The organism is Undibacterium sp. TJN25 (assembly GCF_049339885.1).
GTDB lineage: Bacteria > Pseudomonadota > Gammaproteobacteria > Burkholderiales > Burkholderiaceae_D > Undibacterium.
This window is the reverse complement of the sequence record NZ_JBMPPM010000003.1, coordinates 631,318-650,730: the sequence shown is the minus strand read 5'-3', so window position 1 is coordinate 650,730 and position 19,413 is coordinate 631,318. Positions and strand designations below refer to the sequence as shown.

Sequence of the window (19,413 nt, the reverse complement as noted above, 5' to 3'; positions counted from 1 at the left end):
ATCATGTCCCCATTTTGTACCCGGCATGTACTCTTTTTGTTATCCCGATATTCCCGTTTTGTACCCGCCGTGTTCACCGGATGTCGCTGTCTTGTAATCGTTTTGTTTACTTGACCAGCGGCCGGTCGTGGGTCACGGAGCTGAGCCTGCCGATCGAAGCATTAAACATGAAAAACGGATGCGTTTAACACGCATAGCCAAGCGCAGCGCGCCTATGCTTCGCGACCGGAGGTTGCGTGATGTATGGGAGACTAGCGGGGGAACGGGGACTCCCCGCACCTGTCCGGGCCTGGCGGCAACGCCATCAGGAGGCATTTCAGCCGGATACGGACAGCATACGGCCATAACGCTATGTGGTACGAGTAAGATACGAATAAGATACTGACAAGTTTTCGGCCCGTCGGCATGGCGACCGAGTGGCCTTTCCGCCCTCCCGATCACCGCCAGCGCCACAAAAAAATCTAATCAGGGTACATAAACTAGGTGGACTTCGAAAATATAATCCCCCGCTTCCTCATAAACCCTTAGTTGTAAAACCAAGTCGCTGGCGCCCTCATCTACTGTATAGAGATCAACCATAACGTCCCAATGCTGCCCATACCAATGACATACTGACGTGTTCCATGTATCCTCTGGAAGACTGACTAGCTCAGCCCCATAGTCCTCAACGTTTTCCTCAATCCCGGCAGCATCATCTTTAGAAATAGGACGAACTTTATTTATCCTTCGAGAGAGCGTGAAATCCCCATCCTTAAATGCGTCCACAATTTCTGATATGGTTTTTCTCCATACACTCGGAACAGGTTGTTGTTTCTTATCTTTTAAAACAGCTACCGTTTGGCTCATGGTTATTTCCTATGAAGATTTCCATGGCAATCAACGCAAACCTCTGCATGGTTTTCAGGAACAGTACGTCCACCATCTGCATGCCTATTTACGTGATGGCCGGCTGAATTTGATCCATCAATAGTTGCCCCGCAACCGTTAGCACATTTATTACCTTGATCTGCGCGCTTCTGCTCGCGCGCATCTTGGTCGAAGAAGCGCTGAGGATCTCGTTCATCCTTAGGTACACTACCTGGCCCTGTTGGCGGCTTCGGCAAAACACCTTTTTCCGATCCTTTATCTTCTCCACTCTTTGTATCACCACCTTTGGGCGCCTCAGCAGTATCACTCTTTTTAGGTTCTGATCGGCTTTGTAAAAGACGCTGCGTCTGATTGACTGCCTTAGCTCCGTAGTACGCTGTCGCGATTGTAAGGCCGGCGCCGACCGCGCAGCCCACCGGACCTCCGCCACAAAATGCCATTGCCGCTTGTCGCCCATCAGGATCACTGTATTTATACGGGCTGTTATCCGCATAGGCGTAACGATTAAAGCCGCTCCCGCTGTTCGCATCGGTAATCACGGGATCCATGCTCATCATACGCCCAGCTATTGGATCATAATAGCGCTGCTGCATATAAGTCAATCCAGTATCGATGTCACTCACATGACCGGTGAAACCAATGTCTGGAGTCGCAGTACCGCTTACTGTCATCCCATATGGTTCATAGCGAGTTTTGCTAATCAAGCCACCGGTTGAATTTGTTCTAGCTATTGGGCTGCCCAGTCCGTCAGTATGAAAATATGTTACGGTTTCTGTTGGTGCAGCTGCGACCGTAGTCAGCGTTTCCGTATAGGTACGCGTACCGCCTGTTCCAGTGGCAGTCCAAATGCAGGTAGATGGATAGCTGACCCACCCTGAACTAGCGACACCTCCAGAAGATCCACTTACTGCAACCGACGCGCTGCCTGCATAACCAGTTCCACTTGCCGAGCAACTATAGGACATAGCAGTAGAATCAGTCGAACTCCAGGTCGTCGTGTAGCTCTGTCCTGCAATTAGCGGATTCGGCGTACGCTGCACATTCAACGTTGGTGCCGGCGTCGCAGCCGACGTCGTCCAAGTTTCTGTGAACGTCGTGCTTCCTCCCGGACCAGTCGCTGTCCAAACGCACGTAGACGGAAATCCTACCCATGCGGAACTTGGGACAATTGTTGCAGTACCATTTACGGTTAATTGGGTGGCGCTGCCTGAAAATCCAGTCCCACCTGCGCTACAGCTATACGAAACAGAATTGGCATTTGTGGAGGCCCAAGTATAAGTTTGGGTTACGCCAACCGTGAATTGCGCGGGCGATCGTTGGATACTGATCGTCGGTGCCGGCGTCGCAGCTACCGTGGTCCAGGTTTCTGTAAAAGTACTGCTTCCGCCAGGTCCAGTCGCAGTCCATACACAGGTAGAGGGAAATCCTACCCACGCAGAGCTAGGGACTATGGTCGAAGTGCCGTTTACCGTTGATTGAGTAGCGCTACCAGAGAATCCGGTCCCGGCCGCCGCACAATTATAGGAAACCGAATTTGCGTTGGTGGACGACCAAACATAGGTTTGCGTTATCCCGACCGTAAATTGTGCTGGAGATCGTTGGATACTGATCGTGGGTGCAGGTGTCGCAGCTACCGTGGTCCACGTCTCGGTAAAAGTCCTACTTCCGCCAGGCCCGGTCGCCGTCCATACACAGGTAGAGGGAAATCCTACCCATGCTGAACTTGGGACAATTGTCGACGTGCCATTTACCGTTGATTGTGCGCCACTACCAGAAAAACCAGTACCGCTCGCCGTGCAATTATAAGTAACCGAATTTGCGTTGGTGGACGACCAGACATAGGTTTGCGTTACCCCGACCGTAAATTGTGCTGGAGATCGTTGGATACTGATCGTGGGTGCAGGTGTCGCAGCTACCGTGGTCCACGTCTCGGTAAAAGTCCTACTTCCGCCAGGCCCGGTCGCCGTCCAGACACACGTAGAAGGAAATCCTACCCATGCTGAGCTAGGAACAATTGTCCCCGTACCGTTAACAGTGGATTGCGTGCCGGTACCAGAAAATCCACTCCCACTCGCGGTACAGTTATAGGAAACGGAAGTGGCATTTGTGGAAGACCAAGTATAAGTTTGGGTGACTCCAACGGTAAATTGAGCGGGCGATCGTTGAATACTGATCGTTGGCGCCGGCGTCGCCGCTGATGTCGTCCAGGTTTCAGTAAAAGTAGCACTTCCACCTGCTCCAGTCGCAGTCCAAACGCACGTAGAGGGAAATCCTACCCACGCCGAACTCGGGACGATCGTTCCAGTGCCGTTTACGGTCCCCTGAGTACCAGTACCAGAAAACCCTGTTCCGCTTGCCGTACAGTTATAAGTGACCGAATTGGCATTGGTAGACGACCATGTATATGTCTGAGATACTCCAACAGTGAATTGGGAAGGAGACCGTTGGATACTAATAGTAGGTGCGGGCGTCGATCCTGCGACAGTAACCATCGTCTCGGTGATAGTTTTGCTACCAATATCATTATAGGCAGTCCACTGACATGTGGAATTGTGACCGACCCAAGCAGCGTCAGCTATACCGCTGACAGTGCCAGTATTGGTCACAAATGCATCAAAATCTCCACTTCCAACATAGCCACCTCCGCTGGAGGTACATTCAAAATGGACGCTATCTGCATTACTTGTTGCCCATCTGCCGTTATAGCTTTGGCCAGCCACCATTGGATTTGGATTGCGAACGAAGGTAATCGAAGGAAGGCCTGGGACACTGTTCGGGCTATTGGGTGCAGTGGAGCTTCCCCCTCCGACAGGGATATTGGTACCATCACTACTTTTGGTTTGCGCCTGCACACCCGGTGTCAAACATATCAACAAGCACCATATTAGAATTGCTTTAATGAGGCGATTCATTTGCTTACCTCCGCGATCAGGTGGCGATTGATGTAGATATAACGCACGGTATTGGCTGGGTTACTGCCCCCTGATTGGCTGCTATAAAGTAATTGACCAGCAGGTGTATAGATTTCAATCTTCATGGTTCCATCTGCACTACTGGTTTTTGTGCGGTGTCCCAATCCGTCATACGCGTAAGTCGCTTTTCCCGTTGCTGAGCTTAAGCGGTTACCTTGGTCGAAACTAAATAGCTGGCTACCGCGTTGTGAGATATTTCCCTGTCCATCGTAGCCATAGGTGAAGTTGAAATTACTGACGTTGCTGCTGAAGCTGCTAAGCCGGTTTTGTCCGTCATAACTATACAAATTGCTACGGCTACCAATCGTGCTACCGGTAAGATTGTCCAACACGTCATAAGCATACGTGGCATTGCTCCAAACGTTGGGCGCGCTAACGCTCGTCAGGCGATCCAAGTTGTCATACCCCATGGTGCGATTAGTGATGTTTTCCTGCTGATCTGTAATACTCGCCACATTGGCGTTCGCGTCATAGCTATACAGGTCTTGCAACACTGTTGTGTCTTTCGACATTTGAGGCAGACCGCGTGTGTTTTGGGTCAGCGTATGCGTAATACCGTTTCCATACGTGAAACCAGCAATGGCGCCATTGGGGTGATAGGTCACGCCGGTAGCATACGCTCCGACCTGCGTGGCCTCACCCAGTGCATTGGGTGCGTAATTAATTGCCTTACGATCGGCATCGGGATAGACAAGTTGCGAAAGATGGCCGTTGGCATCGTAGTTGTAATTAATGAAATAATTTTGGCCGCTATAGCTCAACGTTTCTTGCTTTGGCAAACGACGATTATAGTAGTCTGTTGTCCACGTCGACCCATTGGAACTGACAGTACTTGGCAATCCGTCTGGCTTGTAAGTCCTTCCTATACTTGGACTACCGTCGCCATACGTCGTGCTGGAAAGACGATTCCGTGTGTCATACGCATAGTTGATTTTGCTGGCGGCCGGGACGCTGCTGCGGTCACAAGTCAGACTCGTCAAAGACGATACTATGGCCCGCCAAGACACGTTGTTTGCACTATCGTAGTCCTGAAGCGTGGCCCCCGTCTCGGGCTCAATAGTTTTGCACAGGCGTTGGTTCGCGTCATACACGTAGCTTCGTATTGCAGATTTTCCGCCGCCACTTCGGGTAATACTGTTCGTTTTTCCGAAAAGGTCTCGAGCGATATTTACGGTGAGGCCTTCTGGAGCATTGATTGAGATTGGTGCTGAATCAATAGGTTCATCAAATGCCTGAAACCCGTTGGTCGTAGCATTTCCGCGAGGGTTAATTACTTGAGTTTGATAGCCAGTCAAATAGTAGGTGCTTGTGGTAAGCGGTCCAAGTTCACTCGACGCAACGCTCGACGTTGGTCTACCCAAAGCGTCATAAACAGATGAGGTTCCATCAGGAGAGGCAACGACTGAATTGATTGAGCGTTGTGGAAACGATTCAAAAACAACCTTGCCATTGTGATCGAATTTACGTAGAACCATTTTTGACGTCGTGGAGGGAATTGACGCGTCATAAGTATTGGATAAAACTGGCCGCCAGAGCGCGTCAACATAGGTAATAGTGTTTGCATTCCCCGCGGCGGTGGTTTGGCGCCAATGTCCAGGCGCCAAACCCATCTCGGTGCTACCTACAGGCTCAAATAGAATGGTCGTATCGTTCCATGCGACAGAGTCTCCGCCTGCACGCACAATCCGACTCAGGCGCCCCATTGCATCATAGCTATATCCTGTCGTGAATCCAGCCGCATCAGTTAGCGAGTTTATAAGTCCGATGTTGCTAACTATTGCGCTCTCGATAGCTCCATCCTGGTATTGGATGTTTTGGGCAAGTCCACGTTTATAGTTGCTAAACGTGGTTGTGTTATTGGCCCCGTCCTTCGTCGTGAGCAGTGTACCGTCTGGATTGTAGGTATAGCTCTTATCAAGAATCCCAAATTTCGTTGTCGACAGTAGCGCCGCTGTTGATGGATCGTATGCATTTCTCTCCATCTCAATGCCGCTGCTTTCGGTCACTGTCAAAATTTGACCAAGTATCCAGGGTATAGTCTTATCGTCGTAGGTTGTATTTTCCGTCCGGCTAAAGCCAAGGCTGCTCGACTTAGTAACGCTCGTCGGCCGCGCGAGGGTATCAAATAAATTAACTTGCCAATTAAAATTACTACCTTGCTGGGTTATTGCGCGTATTTTTTCGGGCATCAAGTGCGTATTCAGAACTCCATCACCTCTATCTTGGTCACTGTAGCCAAGTGGTTGAGTGAATGTACTATCGTACTGCGTCGTGGTCGTTTTCAATGCTGTACTACCATTCCAACCAATATCCACTTTTTGCAGAAGACCTTCATTGACGCGGAACGTGCTCCCAAAGGTATATCGCGTGATGTCACCTTTTGGGTCTGTTACGCTAACGATATTTGGCTCAATACATGCTGGGCACGTGTCCCATCCAGGATGGAATGTGTCATAGCTCGTTGTCCAGCTCATGTTAGGCAATCCGGGCCCCGATATCGTTTTATTGGTAAGAGAGAAGGCGTTTATGAATGCAGGGAAGTAGGCAGCGCTCCAGTCTGTACCGTCTCCATAGCAAACCAGCGGAACTCCGTTGCGGCCATGAGAGATAGGCGTCATCGTAAAAGATCCGATTGCGCCGGATGGATGAACCATCGTACCGGTCACAGCCGGGTTGCCTATTGCGCCAGGCATCTGATCGCAAAATGGTGCGGTGTCGCTATCAAGCGCTAACTCCACGCTGATCAAACCATGTGATGCCGTGTTATCACCTGAAATTGGCACACCATCAAGACCAGCAAGCTGCCAAGACGAGCTATCAGGAAGAGTTACGGCCGTGAGCATACTCCCTCCTGATGCGGCCGCTGCGTAACCGTATGTCCACGTGCGGGTACCGTCACTCACCGTTTGGATTTGGTGTGTTCCAGGTACGTACGTTAAGGTTATTGCTCTTCCGTCGCTACTCTGAATGCTAAGCAATTTCCATTTATCGACTGTGTCGTACGTGTAGGTAACGGTGTTTCCGAAACGATCCGTCACGAGCGTTGGCAATATCCAGACCTCGGTTCGCGGAACTGTGAAATTAGCCCTGCCTATACCGTTTGGCTCAGCAACGCCTCCACCTTTGTTAGGGATAGCGTTCGACCCCGCACTCGAACTTGGCTTCGGGTTAATTCCCGAAGTGTCTGGCGGACCTTCAGGAGGCAAACTTATCGGTGGTGTTGTTGGTCCATAGGTAGCAGGTTTACTGAGAGCCGAAGCGCCCCGTGAGACCAGCCAATCAAAGCGATATTTTGTTCCGTCTGGCGAGATCGCCAAGAACCCTTCGCCTTGTTCTTGTACTGGAGTGGATGCTGTAGTGCTCGCGAGACTACTTAAACATCGCACTGCCCACAATTTCTTGGTGACTAAATTTGTTGCAACCCCATCTGTCGGAACGATCGGGTTACCGGGAAGATTGCGTTTAAGAATTTCTTGATCACCTTCACCCGGAACATAAAGTAAATTTCCGTTCCAAATTTCCGCAGATCGAAATTTTAGGCTACTGGCTGAACTTACTTGAATAACGTCTGGAGGTGCACCGAAATTTGTGCATCGAAGAGATGATAGTTGCCCGTTCCCGTCCAATTTCTGCCATCCATTGACCGTCGAGAACATGCCATGAATGTGAGGTATTTCTAAGTCCCATTCGAGAAAGTGGCCCGCCCCGTAGTTTCCTTTTCCACCTGCCTGTAGCCGGCGCCCAACTGCGACCGGCAAGTTGTTATTGCCCGGTAGGCTGACGTCGCTTTGAATAAACTCCAGACCACCGTGATAGAGATTGACTTGATCACCGAACAAGTCAGTGCCCAGCGTCGTAACCGCCTCTGGAGCTCGAATTAGTTTTCCTTGCTCGGTAAATATTGTGGGGGTAGGTGCCGCATGGACGTATGACATTGCGAGTGCTGCGGTTATACCCGCAACGATCTTCAACATGGGGAGGGTTATCTTCCCTGTGTGGTCGCGCTCACACCTCATTAGTCCAAGAATCGGTAGATAAATACGGGAGGAGCGATAGAAATTGCTCAAAGGCGCGCAGAGCTCGGCTTTGTCGCTGAGTGCCAGATCGGAAAAACGCATTATTTTTCTCTTTCGGGGTGTGTCGGCGCCGCGGCTAACTACTTGCCCATATGCACCGAAGTAACAATAAATTTCTCTATGTATCCATATGTTTCTTTTTTAAAATATTGAAAAAACAATCAGTTGTCAATTGGAAATTGAATAAAAATAAATCTATTTAGACATTATTTTGTTTTGCTAATAAAAGTATTGAAAAAACAACGTTTTCTGCTCGATTTTTATGATGTGTTATATATTAGATATTATTATCGACTTAAAGTTAGTATTTTTGTATTGATAATTGTTGTAATGAAAAAATAGCAGTGCTAATCTTCATTGCACTCAAGTCAATTGTTGCATTGGGAAAAATTTACATCCGTAAAGGTTGTTATGATTAGTTACAAAACTAATACACTAGGCAATGTCATTTGCATATCAACTTCGATCTTTTGGCGCAAAAATTACCGGCGGCACGCTGCCAAATTTGTTGTCAAACACCAAGGTTTTACTCTCCTAGAATTGCTCGTCGTAATCGTAATCATCGGTTTGCTCGCGGCGTATGTCGGTCCCAAATATTTTGCCCAACTGGGAAAATCAGAGGTCACCGTCGCCAGGGCACAAATAGAGGCTTTCGAAAAGGCACTTGATACTTACCGATTGGACATGGGCAGATATCCCACTACAGAAGAAGGAATGGGCGCATTGCTCGTAAAACCAACAGAGACACCTGGTTGGAATGGCCCCTACCTGAAAAAAAATGTTCCGCAGGATCCTTGGGGTCACCCCTACCTATACCGTTCGCCAGGCACCAAGACAGATTTTGAAATCCTTTCCTATGGAAAAGATGGAGAGCCTGGTGGCGAAGGCGAAAACGCGGACATTAGTAATCAATAGCCCAGGAGCTCTAATATGCAGTTCCACGTCCGTGCGATATCGTCTGAAAACCGAATATGCAATGTGATCGTCCATGCGCCTGAAGAAACCGACGCACTTCGCCAGGTACAAGCCCGTGGCCTTTTTGCGATCAGTGCGACGGCAAGACCTGACTCCATATTGGGAACGCTTCTTCCAGGCCGGTCAACACGTGGTCAATTTTCCGTGGTGCTATTTAGCCAGGAGCTGTTAGCGCTGCTGAATGCAGGCCTATCTCTTGTAGAAGGACTTGAGGCATTACAAGAAAAAGAAACTGATCAATCCGCTGGATCCGTCCTTACACATTTGATTTCCGGCTTGCGCGAAGGAAAACGGCTCTCAGCGGCCCTTTCCCTGCAACCCCAACACTTTCCAATTCTATTCGTCGGGATCATCAAGGCAGCAGAAGGAACCAGCGATTTGCCGCAAGCGCTGTCCCGCTACATCGACTATCGCCAAAAATTGGATGTAGTCCGCAATAAGATCGTTAGTGCATCGATCTATCCGCTTATCCTGCTATTCGTGGGAGGAACTGTATCCCTATTTTTAATGATTTATGTCGTCCCCAAGTTTGCTTCGGTATATCAGGGAACAGGGCGAGAACTTCCGTGGATGTCGAAATTGTTATTGGAATGGGGAGGCTTCTCTGCGGCAAACACCAAACCTCTTCTGCTTGCAACCGCGTGCATATCTGGAGGTCTCTTGTTGTTAATTAGGCGCCTGTTAAAAAAAGGATCCATCGGTGATTTGATCTCGGCGCTTCCCGGCATTAGGAGCCGCGCTCGGATCTTTCAGTTGTCGCGTCTATACCTGACTTTGGGCATGCTACTAGAAGGTGGAGTACCGATTGTCATCGCAATGAAAACCGTGGAAGACACGATGTCATCAGCCGCCAGAGGCAATGTGCAAGCCGCGCGAATGATGATCGAGTCGGGAGTCGCTATATCTGAGGCATTCCAAAGCCACCAACTCACAACACCTATTTCCACCAGGATGCTCCGTGTAGGTGAACGTTCCGGAGAATTGGGTTCCATGCTGATACAGTCTGCCGCCTTTTATGACGGGGAAACCAGTCGTTGGATAGACCGCTTCACACGTAGCTTTGAACCCTTACTGATGGCTGCCATCGGTATCATCATAGGGACCATTGTTGTCCTACTGTATATGCCTATTTTCGATCTTGCGGGTAGTCTTTCATGAATAATCCAATCGACGTATTACGATCAATAGACCCCACCGCATTACAGCAAGCACGCGCACGCGCGGTAGTCTCGCAGCAAAGCATTGTCGCCGAATTGCAAACATCAATCGACGAAGACCCAAGGCAATTGATTCATTTATTGGCCGAACCTTTCGGCCTTCCTGTCTTGGAAATGTCAGAAATGATGGGAATGACACCAGCATTTAATTTAATGCCGTTGTCAAAATGTATGCAAAAAAACTGCGTATTATTGCGAGGGAAAACCGAGGCACAAAATCACCAAAAATCAGGACAACGCTTAATCGGCGTTTTTACAGATCCATTTGACGTCGATATTCAAACATGGGGTGAATCACAAGCCAAAAACTCCGTACATTGGTGTCTTGCGCTTCAATCGGATTTACATGCTTATCTCTCTAGACAGGAGGCATCTGCCCGTGCCGTAGATAATCTGGAGCCTGGTGCAAAAGATTCAAAGCGCGACGGAAAAATAAACGAAGTTCTTTCATTCGCGTCTGTTAGTGAAGCAGCGAGTCCGGCAATTCGGCTGGTAAATTCGACCTTATATGATGCGTTGAAGGCCGGGGCTTCTGATATTCATCTTGAGAGTACATCACAAGGCCTTGCTATCAAATATCGCATTGATGGCGTACTAGATCATGCCGCATCGGTCGATGGCGTCGAAGCGGCGGAACAAGTGATATCACGGTTAAAAGTGCTGGCAGAGTTGGATATAGCGGAGAGACGCATCCCACAGGATGGCAGCTTCAGGGTTGAAGCGGAAAAAAATGATATCGATTTACGCGTCTCTATTATGCCAAGTATCCATGGCGAAGATGCGGTAATACGCATCTTGGATAAACGCGCCATGATAGCGGCCTATGGCGCTCTGACTCTGGACGCACTGGGATTCGATACTGACTCGGTAAATCAACTGCGCAGCCTCGCCGAAGAACCATATGGAATGCTGTTAGTGACCGGCCCGACGGGGTCAGGAAAAACCACGACACTCTATGCGGCATTGACCGAAATTCACGATGGCCGCAATAAGATTATTACCATAGAAGATCCGGTGGAATACCAATTGCCAGGCATCCTTCAAATTCCAGTCAACGAGAAAAAGGGACTAACTTTTGCAAAAGGCTTGCGCTCAATCCTACGGCATGATCCCGACAAAATAATGATAGGCGAAATTCGCGACCGTGAAACTGCAGAGATAGCCACACAATCTGCGTTGACTGGTCACCTTGTACTCACAACAGTACATGCCAATAACGTCTTTGATGTATTTGGACGGTTCTCTCATATGGGCCTCGACCCCTATGCATTTGTATCTGCTTTAAATGGAATTTGGGCACAACGCCTAGTCAGATTAAACTGCCCTCACTGCACGACATCCTACGAACCGTCCGCGTTAGAAATTACACGTGCTGGCTTGCAGGACTCTGATTTCACAGATTACAGTTTCCAACAAGGCAATGGTTGCGGAGATTGCAGAGGAACAGGCTACAAGGGCCGACGCGCTATCGCCGAAATTTTAAAACTTGATGACGAAATACGCGAGCTGATTATAGAGAAGCGCCCTATGCGGCAAATCAAAGATGCGGCTTACTTGGGAGGCACTCGAAGCCTGCGTGAAGTCGCGCTGAATATGGTCAGAGCTGGCAACACAACACTGGAAGAGGTCAAGCGGGTGACATTGCATGCTTAAGCGGTTATCCGGCGTTGCGGGCTTATTTCCTACTTCAATCCTGGTCGGCATTAGCAATGAAAGCATTGCCATTTTCCGGGCGCAACGATTCTTTAGAAAGTTCGCCGAGCCTATTTTCGTAGGCGACTACTCTTTGGATATAACCGAGACCCATGACTCCGAACAATTTTTTTCTAAATTGCGCAACGTGTTACTGGCGAGCGGCTGTGCTGGAAAACCTATACAAATAGTGCTGGGGAATGAGCAAGTACGGCTATTTTTTGTGACGCCGCCTGACAGGCCTGCAAGTTTGAAAGATTGCCGGGCGGCAGCGGCGATGCGATTTCAAGCACTGTATGGTGAGCCGGTCGACAACTGGCGACTGGATGCGGATTGGGACGCCTGTGCTCCATTTCTGGCGTGCGCAATTCCGGAAATGCAATTGGCCCGCTTCAATGATGTTATTAGCAAACTAGATTCTAACCTGATTAGTATCCAACCATACTTCATCTCAGCATGGAACCGTTGGAGAAAGAATGTCAGTAACAACGACTGGTTTGGTGTTTCACAGAATAATCACTTCGCGTTAGCAACCCTCAACCATCGACGACTGATGTCAATTCGGACTATCCATATCGAGAACCTCTCTTCCGACCAATATTGGCTGGACGTCTTTGTGCGACGTGAAGCGTTGCGTTTAAACGTGAGCCAGCCGACAAAATTATTGATATGTGGCTCACCAATAGATTCTGAATTTACTTACACACAAGAGGGAACGGTGCATGTGAATCATGTCCGCCTTCCGCGAGAGTCAAAACAAAGGCTCTCCGACGCCAGACAGTTCATTATCAACACCAGCGGCCGAAAATGAGTCAATCAAATATCGATTTTTCTGTTGGCAATTGGCACCGTGCGTGGCACCGCTTGAAACTGGCAACGACCTTAAGCTTGATTTTGGCGATCGGTCTTTCAATTTGGTTTGCCAGGTCTGCTTTCAAACTATCTCAGCAACTTGAGCAGGAAAAAGAAAAGCTCGTTCAGCTGAAACGGACCGCTATTGCACCGGTTTCAGCCAAGCCAACTCCCTTATCAAAAATACCTGCTACACAGACGGCCTCCGTCAATATGGCGATCTCCCAACTCAACTTACCTTGGCGCGATGTATTTTCAGCGATAGAAACCGCAACGCCAAGCAACATAGCCTTAATTTCGCTAGAGCCGGACACTAAAAGCGCGCGACTGAAAGGAACGGCCGAGACTAAAAATGTGGATGACATGATTGCATATATGGAGAAATTAAAGAAAGAAGAATTTTTCTCTCATGTGCAAATATTAAGACACGAAACAATAGAATTGGATCCCAATCGTCCTGTCCGCTTCCATTTTGAAGTTGAATGGGTAAAGGATGTTCCATGAAAAACTTAAATCTCGCAAAACTGCTTTTGCAATCCTATTTGCTTGGAAAGCGATTTGGATTGGACACGGTATTGCTTATTCTCTTTATGCCTATTGCATTGGTTGAATGGTCATATGTGCTGCCCACTCTCCAGGCGCAAGTAGCGGCACAGAAAACCGCGATAATTAAATGGCAAAGTGAGAAAAAAAAAGAAACTGCACCAGTTATTCAGCAGTCCTCTGCAGCGCGTCACTTATATGATTTTTATCGCGTATTGGGGCAAGACGGCTACCAGGAACAGCAGTTAAAAACTATATTTTCAATTGCTAAAAAAAACGGCATTGCTCTGAGCCAGTCAGAATATAAGTCGTCCTATGACAAGAGCGGTAATTTTCATACCTTGCGTATTATCTTACCTGTAAAGGCCTCTTACGCGGTGGTGCGTAAATTTTGCGAGGAGCTCTTGGAAGCGATTCCTTTTGCGGCATTAAATGAAATAAATTTTAAGCGCGATACGATTGCGAACCCAACGCTGGAAACCAGACTGAGCTTTACCTTATATCTTTCTGACGGACACAAAAGTGTTGACGCAAGCGCAAAGAATAATGAGCTATGACAATGCGCCAATTCCTAATTGGATTTGCCTTAGTTGCCGCTCTGGGGTGGGTTTTGTTTGCCGGAAATACTTCGAATAGCGCCGCGCAAGATGCCATGGCATCTGTTACGAAGTCTCCAGTAATTTCACAGGACTCCTCGCTCTCTCAAGCAACGAACAAAAGTATTGCAGATGCGAATAAAGAAATTTTTACGCCTTCTGAAGATCGTATTCTTCAATTGAAGGAACGCGCGGACCTCATGGGCAAAGTACAAGCTGATGGTTCAATTTTTCTATCACAAAATTGGACACCGCCGCCTCCACCGCCACCTCCTTTGCCACTGCCACCGCCGCCGGCCGCGCCGTCGCTACCCTTTACCTTTATTGGCAAAAAATTTGAAGACGGCAAATGGGAAATCTACCTTGCGCAGGGCGATCAAACCTACATCACCACAGAAAACTCAACCATAGCGGGAATATACCGCATCGACAAAATTCAACCACCTACGATGACATTCACATATATACCGATGAATCAGATCCAGACGCTCCAAATCGGAGGAGGCGATTGATGCCAATCCGACCTATGAATAAGCTTCGATCACTCGCTCGGCATCGACGTGCCCTAGGTAACATCTTTTTTCTCGCGGTATTGCCTCCTTTGCTTGTAGGCTGTGCAGGCGAGCTGGCCTATCGCGACGGTAAAAATTTGGTATCGGAAGGGAGAATCGAAGCTGGCCTTTCAAAATTGCAAGAAGCCGTAGCCGCAAGTCCCAAAGACGCACAATATCGCATTGCTCTTTTACAGACGCGCGAACGCGCGGTGAACAGTTTTCTGTCGCAAGCAGACATGCTTCTTTCGAATGGAAAATTGCCCGAAGCAGAACAACTGTATCGGCGAGTAACTACTTTGGAACCAGGTAATGAGCGTGCTGTTGCGGGACTACAAAAAATAGCCGCAAGTACTCGCCACAGCGCGCTTAAATCAGAAGCTGATACTGCGTTGGCAAAAAATGATTTAGCTTTGGCAAATTTGAAGCTGATGGATATTCTAAACGAAGATCCCCAAAATGAAGGTGCGTTGTCTCTACTGAAAAATCTTAAAGAGAAAACTTCGACAGTAAATGCTGAGATCGCTCTTTCGTCCGCATATAGAAAGCCGATATCCATAGAATTCCGAGATGCGACGCTGCGACAAATATTCGAGGTTATTTCTCGCACGTCGGGTATCAATTTTTTGTTTGATAAAGATGTCAGGACCGAGCAAAGAACTGCGATTTCTCTGAAAGACACAAATATTGAGTCCGCCATCCATTTTACTTTGCAGACGAATCAGTTGGAGCGGCAAGTTCTCGATCCCAATACTATCTTAATCTACCCGAACATACCTGCAAAATTGAAGGACTATCAGGAAATGAGGGTTCGCACTTTTTATCTGACAAATGCAGAAGCAAAGAAAGTGGCAGAGACGCTGAAAACAATCGTAAAAACGCGTGATATCGTCGTTGACGAAAAGCTCAATTTGATTATCATGCGCGATAGCCCAGATGCAATCAGGATGGCAGAAAAATTGATCGCGTTGCAGGATCTTGCAGAGCCAGAAGTCATGCTCGAGGTCGAGGTGTTGGAAGTGAAACGAACGAGACTTCAACAACTCGGGATCCAATGGCCAGCGACGCTAAGTGTTACACCTTTACCGCTGGCTGGCTCTGCCGGAGCCAATGGGCTGTCAGGGCCACTTACCTTGTACGATTTACTGCATCAAAATAGTCGAACGTTGGGTGCTAACGTTGGATCCTTCGTTGCCAATGCAAATCTGCAGGACGGCGACGCGAACCTTCTCGCAAATCCAAGGATTCGCGCGCGGAATCACGAGAGGGCCAGTATTTTAATAGGAGAGCGAGTGCCAAACATTTCCTCGACGGCGACTTCTACCGGAATTTTGTCTGAATCAGTTCAATATGTTGAAGTGGGATTAAAGCTGAATGTAGAGCCCACGGTGTATCTGGATAACGATGTGGCGATCAAAGTATCAATGGAAGTAAGCAGTATTATTGATCAAATCAGGACGCCAGCAGGAAGCACCGCCTATCGTATTGGGACTCGAACGGCAAATACTGTGCTCAGGCTTAAAAACGGTGAGACCCAAGTACTTGCAGGTTTGATCAATGACGAAGAAAGGCGATCTGGAAATCGGATCCCAGGTGCAGGGGAAGTTCCCGTCTTAGGTCGTTTATTTGGTAACGGAACCGACGACTCACAAAAAACGGAAATAGTTTTATCGATTACGCCGCATCTCATCCGTAATATTCAACGCACGCCTTCAAACGATACCGAATTTCAAGCAGGTACAGAAAATAGCCTACGAAATAAACCCGATATGCGGTCAAACCTACAAGCAGAACAAAAATCCAATCCCGGCAATGATGCGAACTCGTCTAGATCGCTCCCAACGAACGCGACGGTTCATCAACCAGTACCCCAAGCTCTTGAGCCCAATGCCGCGCTAAAGATTTTTTGGCTCGGGCCACCCGAAGTCAAGGCGGGTGAGAGTTTTTCAATCGCCTTAAGTTTGCAGTCGACAGAAGGAATCTCTGAATTACCACTGGTCATAGGGTACGATCCAAAGCAGCTTCAGTTCGTTAATGCTGACGAAGGAGATTTTTTCAAACGAGGAAATGCCGCTACGAATTTCAGTGCTCAACCCGGACAGAATCAGATACTTGTATCGAGCAATCGCGCTGATGGTTCTGCAGTCGTTAGCGCTGGAAATCTTGCAATTTTCACGTTTCGCGCTTTAACTCCAACAGATTCATCCCAATTAAAGATACTAAGCGCCTCCGCTACGGGCTCCGGCAAACGCAAGATAGTATCCGTCTCATCGACTCAATACAACTTGAAAATTACTCCCTAACGCAAACATGCCATTCCCTGTTCGCCATGCATCGGGTATTTGTCTGCCTTCTAAATTTGCCGGCGGCTTTACCCTTATAGAACTTTTGGTTGCGTTGGCGATACTTGCAATACTTGCCGGCATCACTATACCGATTGCCCAGGTTACTATCCAGAGAAGCAATGAAAAAGAGCTCCGGCTCGCATTAAGAGAAATTCGGCGCGGAATCGACGACTATCACCGAGCATATATTGATGGTCGCATATTCAAAGATATCAGTGGCAACGGCTATCCTGGAAATTTGGAAATACTGGTCTCCGGTCTTCCTGATATCAGAGATCCTAAACAAGGGAAAATATTTTTCTTACGACGTATCCCGCGCGATCCGATGAATTCTGATTTGGCCGTCACAGAATCCGAATCCTGGGGCAAACGTAGCTATGCCAGCGAGGCCGACGACCCTAAGGAGGGTGAGGACATATACGACGTTTACTCTGCGTCATCAAAGGTGGGTCTAAACGGCGTGGGATACAGTAAATGGTGACTATATGAGGCAGCGGTCACAACGAGGTTTTACATTGATCGAGTTATTGGTCGTACTTGCTATCGTCGCTCTACTTTTAAGTCTTGCACTTCCGCGGTATTTTTCTAGCGTGGACAAAGCAAAAGAAGTAATCCTAGTAGAGAATTTACAGACGACACGGATGGTCATTGACAAATTCTACTCTGACACGGGACGGTATCCAGAAGCCTTGACGGAGCTGGTTCAAAAAAAATACTTACGAAACTTGCCTCTCGACCCTGTCACTAACAGTTCTACGACCTGGTTAATTGAGCGACCAGAAGAAAGCTCGAAGGGAAACGTATACAACATAAAGAGTGGGGCTCGCGGAAATAATCACAATGGCACACCATATTCTGAGATGTAATTGATGACATCAGATAATATGTCTCTGCGCCGGGCCAAACGCTATCCTCAAAGTAAAAAATTAACCTATGGATTCACGTATCTTGCTTTGCTGATTTTTCTTGCCATCATCGCCCTTTCTTCGACAGCCATCCTACAATTGGGCATAATTATTCAGCGCCGCGACGCCGAGGACGAATTGCTGGCAATTGGCATCGAGTTCCGCAATGCTTTGATTAGTTATGCCGCTGTCTCACCAGCTGGCTATGCAACTGCCCCACCTGACCTACAGGATTTAGTAAAAGACATGCGTTTCGCCATTCCGAAGCGGCATCTTCGAAAAGTGTATATCGATACAATTACAGGAAAGCAAGGCTGGGGGATCGTAATGACAACCGATAAAAAAGGGATTCTCGGAATACACAGTTTGTCCGAAAGGCACCCGATAAAAATAGCGAATTTCCCGCAAGAGCTCCGAGGATTTGAAAATAAAACATCCTATAGCAATTGGGTCTTCTCTGCGTATGGTCTACCTATAGTTTCCCCACATGTTGATTTGCCCTGAAAACTAATAATCATATAGCCGTCCTCCTGAGCTTTCCCTGAAATTTCGTCTTCCACAGATGACGTAAAATTGACGTTACTTTGGAAGGGTAAGAGATGAAGATTTCACGAAGCGCATATACGGCAGAATTCAAGGAACTGGCCGCTAAACGGGTCAAGGCTGGGGAATCAATCGAGGCGACGGCATGGAACTGGGCATGAGCGACCAGACGTTGCGCAATTGGATCAAGACAGCAAGCGTCGGCAAATTAAACGGTGCCGGCAGCAAGGTCATCACGCTCGAAGAGATGGAGCTGTCGCGCTTGCGCGCCGAGAATGCCAAGCTCAAGCGGGAGAACGAAATTATAAAAAAAGCAGCGACATACGTCGCGAAGGATGTTCTGTGAAGTACGCCTGATCGACGTGGAGACAAAGCAATACGCGTTGGCCGAACTGTGTGGGGCATTAGAGTAAGCATCAGCGGCTACCGCGCGTGGAAGCGCGGCGGCACGCCGCAGCGCAAACGCCTGACGGCGAATCAGACGTTGACCATGATCCGTGCATCCACGCTGAATTCAAAGGCGCTTATAGGAGTCCCCGCATCGTTCGCGAACTGCGTCAGCGTGGCTATACGGCCAGCAAAGAGCGTGTTGAGCGCCTGATGCGCGAGCACGGCATCCACGCCCGTCACAAGCACCGCTACCGGGTCACGACGGACTCGAAGCACCGCTTGCCGGTGGCGCGGAATCTGCTGGACCGAAAATTCGAGCCCGCGGCCCCGAACCAGGTGTGGACGGCCGACATCACGTATTTGTGGACGGACAAGGGCTGGCTGTACTTGGCGATCGTGTTGGACCTGTTTAACCGGGAACTGATCGGCTGGCCTCTCAAGCCACACATGACGACAGATCTGGTGACCGACGCTTTGACGATGGCGTGGTTCCGTAAGCGCCCTGCGCCTGGCGTGTTGCATCACTCCGATAGGGGTAGCCAGTACGCCAGCATGGCTTACCAAAGAAAACCGGCCGAATTTGGCATGACGTGTTCGATGAGCCGCAAGGAAAATTGCTGAGACAATTCGCCCACCGAGAGCTGGTTCGACAGCTTCAAGAACGAGCCATACCACAGTACGTACTATGCGACGCACACCGAAATGAAGGCGGCCAGCTTCGAATACATTGATGTGTTTTACAATCGCAAGCGGCAGCATTCAACCCTCGGCTATAAATCGCCTGTCCAGTTCCTCAAGCGCTGGATTAGCGAGCAAAATCAGGAAAGACGGGCAGCATAAGTGTCGTCTGTTGGAAGACGAAAAACAAAGGAAACCTCAGTAGAATTGT

General features: G+C 48.6%; 14 protein-coding genes and 1 pseudogene. 12 read left to right on the top strand and 3 right to left on the bottom strand.

Features of this window, described 5'->3' with window-relative positions; genetic code table 11:
- Window positions 1-465: 465 nt before the first annotated feature.
- The 3 genes from ACO0LO_RS09895 to ACO0LO_RS09885 form a co-directional block, all read right to left on the bottom strand.
- Window positions 466-846, bottom strand: a complete 381-nt coding sequence (locus tag ACO0LO_RS09895; RefSeq protein WP_422964045.1) for a DUF7668 domain-containing protein — start codon at window positions 844-846, stop codon at window positions 466-468.
- 2 nt (window positions 847-848) lie between these two features.
- Window positions 849-1,832: an RHS repeat-associated core domain-containing protein gene (locus ACO0LO_RS09890; protein WP_422964120.1), complete on the bottom strand. Its 984-nt coding sequence runs from the start codon at window positions 1,830-1,832 to the stop codon at window positions 849-851.
- Between the two features lie 1,943 nt (window positions 1,833-3,775).
- Window positions 3,776-7,957: an RHS repeat domain-containing protein gene (locus ACO0LO_RS09885; RefSeq protein WP_422964044.1), complete on the bottom strand. Its 4,182-nt coding sequence runs from the start codon at window positions 7,955-7,957 to the stop codon at window positions 3,776-3,778.
- Window positions 7,958-8,326: 369 nt separating this feature from the next.
- Here ACO0LO_RS09885 and gspG point away from each other — a divergent pair, with 369 nt between their 5' ends.
- The 12 genes and pseudogenes from gspG (at window position 8,327) to ACO0LO_RS09825 (ending at window position 19,364) form a co-directional block, all read left to right on the top strand.
- Complete coding sequence (gene gspG / locus ACO0LO_RS09880) at window positions 8,327-8,830, top strand: type II secretion system major pseudopilin GspG (RefSeq protein WP_422964043.1); 504 nt, start codon at window positions 8,327-8,329, stop codon at window positions 8,828-8,830.
- Between the two features lie 15 nt (window positions 8,831-8,845).
- Window positions 8,846-10,048: a type II secretion system F family protein gene (locus ACO0LO_RS09875; RefSeq protein ID WP_422964042.1), complete on the top strand. Its 1,203-nt coding sequence runs from the start codon at window positions 8,846-8,848 to the stop codon at window positions 10,046-10,048.
- Window positions 10,045-11,760 (top strand): GspE/PulE family protein, encoded by a 1,716-nt coding sequence (locus ACO0LO_RS09870; protein ID WP_422964041.1) that lies wholly within the window; start codon window positions 10,045-10,047, stop codon window positions 11,758-11,760. Before ACO0LO_RS09875 ends, ACO0LO_RS09870 begins: the two co-directional genes overlap by 4 nt.
- The gene (locus tag ACO0LO_RS09865; RefSeq protein WP_422964040.1) at window positions 11,753-12,610 is read left to right on the top strand and encodes a hypothetical protein; all 858 of its coding nucleotides are present in this window, start codon (window positions 11,753-11,755) and stop codon (window positions 12,608-12,610) included. The genes ACO0LO_RS09870 and ACO0LO_RS09865 overlap by 8 nt, the downstream gene beginning before the upstream one ends.
- Window positions 12,607-13,155, top strand: coding sequence for a PilN domain-containing protein (locus ACO0LO_RS09860; RefSeq protein ID WP_422964039.1), 549 nt, complete (start codon window positions 12,607-12,609; stop codon window positions 13,153-13,155). Before ACO0LO_RS09865 ends, ACO0LO_RS09860 begins: the two co-directional genes overlap by 4 nt.
- Window positions 13,152-13,751, top strand: coding sequence for a hypothetical protein (locus tag ACO0LO_RS09855; protein ID WP_422964038.1), 600 nt, complete (start codon window positions 13,152-13,154; stop codon window positions 13,749-13,751). Before ACO0LO_RS09860 ends, ACO0LO_RS09855 begins: the two co-directional genes overlap by 4 nt.
- Before the next feature lie 2 nt (window positions 13,752-13,753).
- On the top strand, window positions 13,754-14,302 hold the full coding sequence (locus ACO0LO_RS09850; RefSeq protein WP_422964037.1) for a hypothetical protein: 549 nt from the start codon (window positions 13,754-13,756) through the stop codon (window positions 14,300-14,302).
- On the top strand, window positions 14,302-16,644 hold the full coding sequence (locus ACO0LO_RS09845) for a secretin N-terminal domain-containing protein (protein WP_422964036.1): 2,343 nt from the start codon (window positions 14,302-14,304) through the stop codon (window positions 16,642-16,644). The genes ACO0LO_RS09850 and ACO0LO_RS09845 overlap by 1 nt, the downstream gene beginning before the upstream one ends.
- A 7-nt stretch (window positions 16,645-16,651) precedes the next feature.
- Complete coding sequence (locus ACO0LO_RS09840) at window positions 16,652-17,167, top strand: type II secretion system protein (RefSeq protein WP_422964035.1); 516 nt, start codon at window positions 16,652-16,654, stop codon at window positions 17,165-17,167.
- A gap of 4 nt (window positions 17,168-17,171) precedes the next feature.
- Complete coding sequence (locus ACO0LO_RS09835; RefSeq protein WP_422964034.1) at window positions 17,172-17,552, top strand: type II secretion system protein; 381 nt, start codon at window positions 17,172-17,174, stop codon at window positions 17,550-17,552.
- A 3-nt stretch (window positions 17,553-17,555) separates the two neighbouring features.
- Window positions 17,556-18,095: a type II secretion system protein gene (locus ACO0LO_RS09830; protein WP_422964033.1), complete on the top strand. Its 540-nt coding sequence runs from the start codon at window positions 17,556-17,558 to the stop codon at window positions 18,093-18,095.
- Between the two features lie 95 nt (window positions 18,096-18,190).
- A pseudogene (locus ACO0LO_RS09825) lies at window positions 18,191-19,364 on the top strand (IS3 family transposase).
- Window positions 19,365-19,413 lie beyond the last annotated feature (49 nt).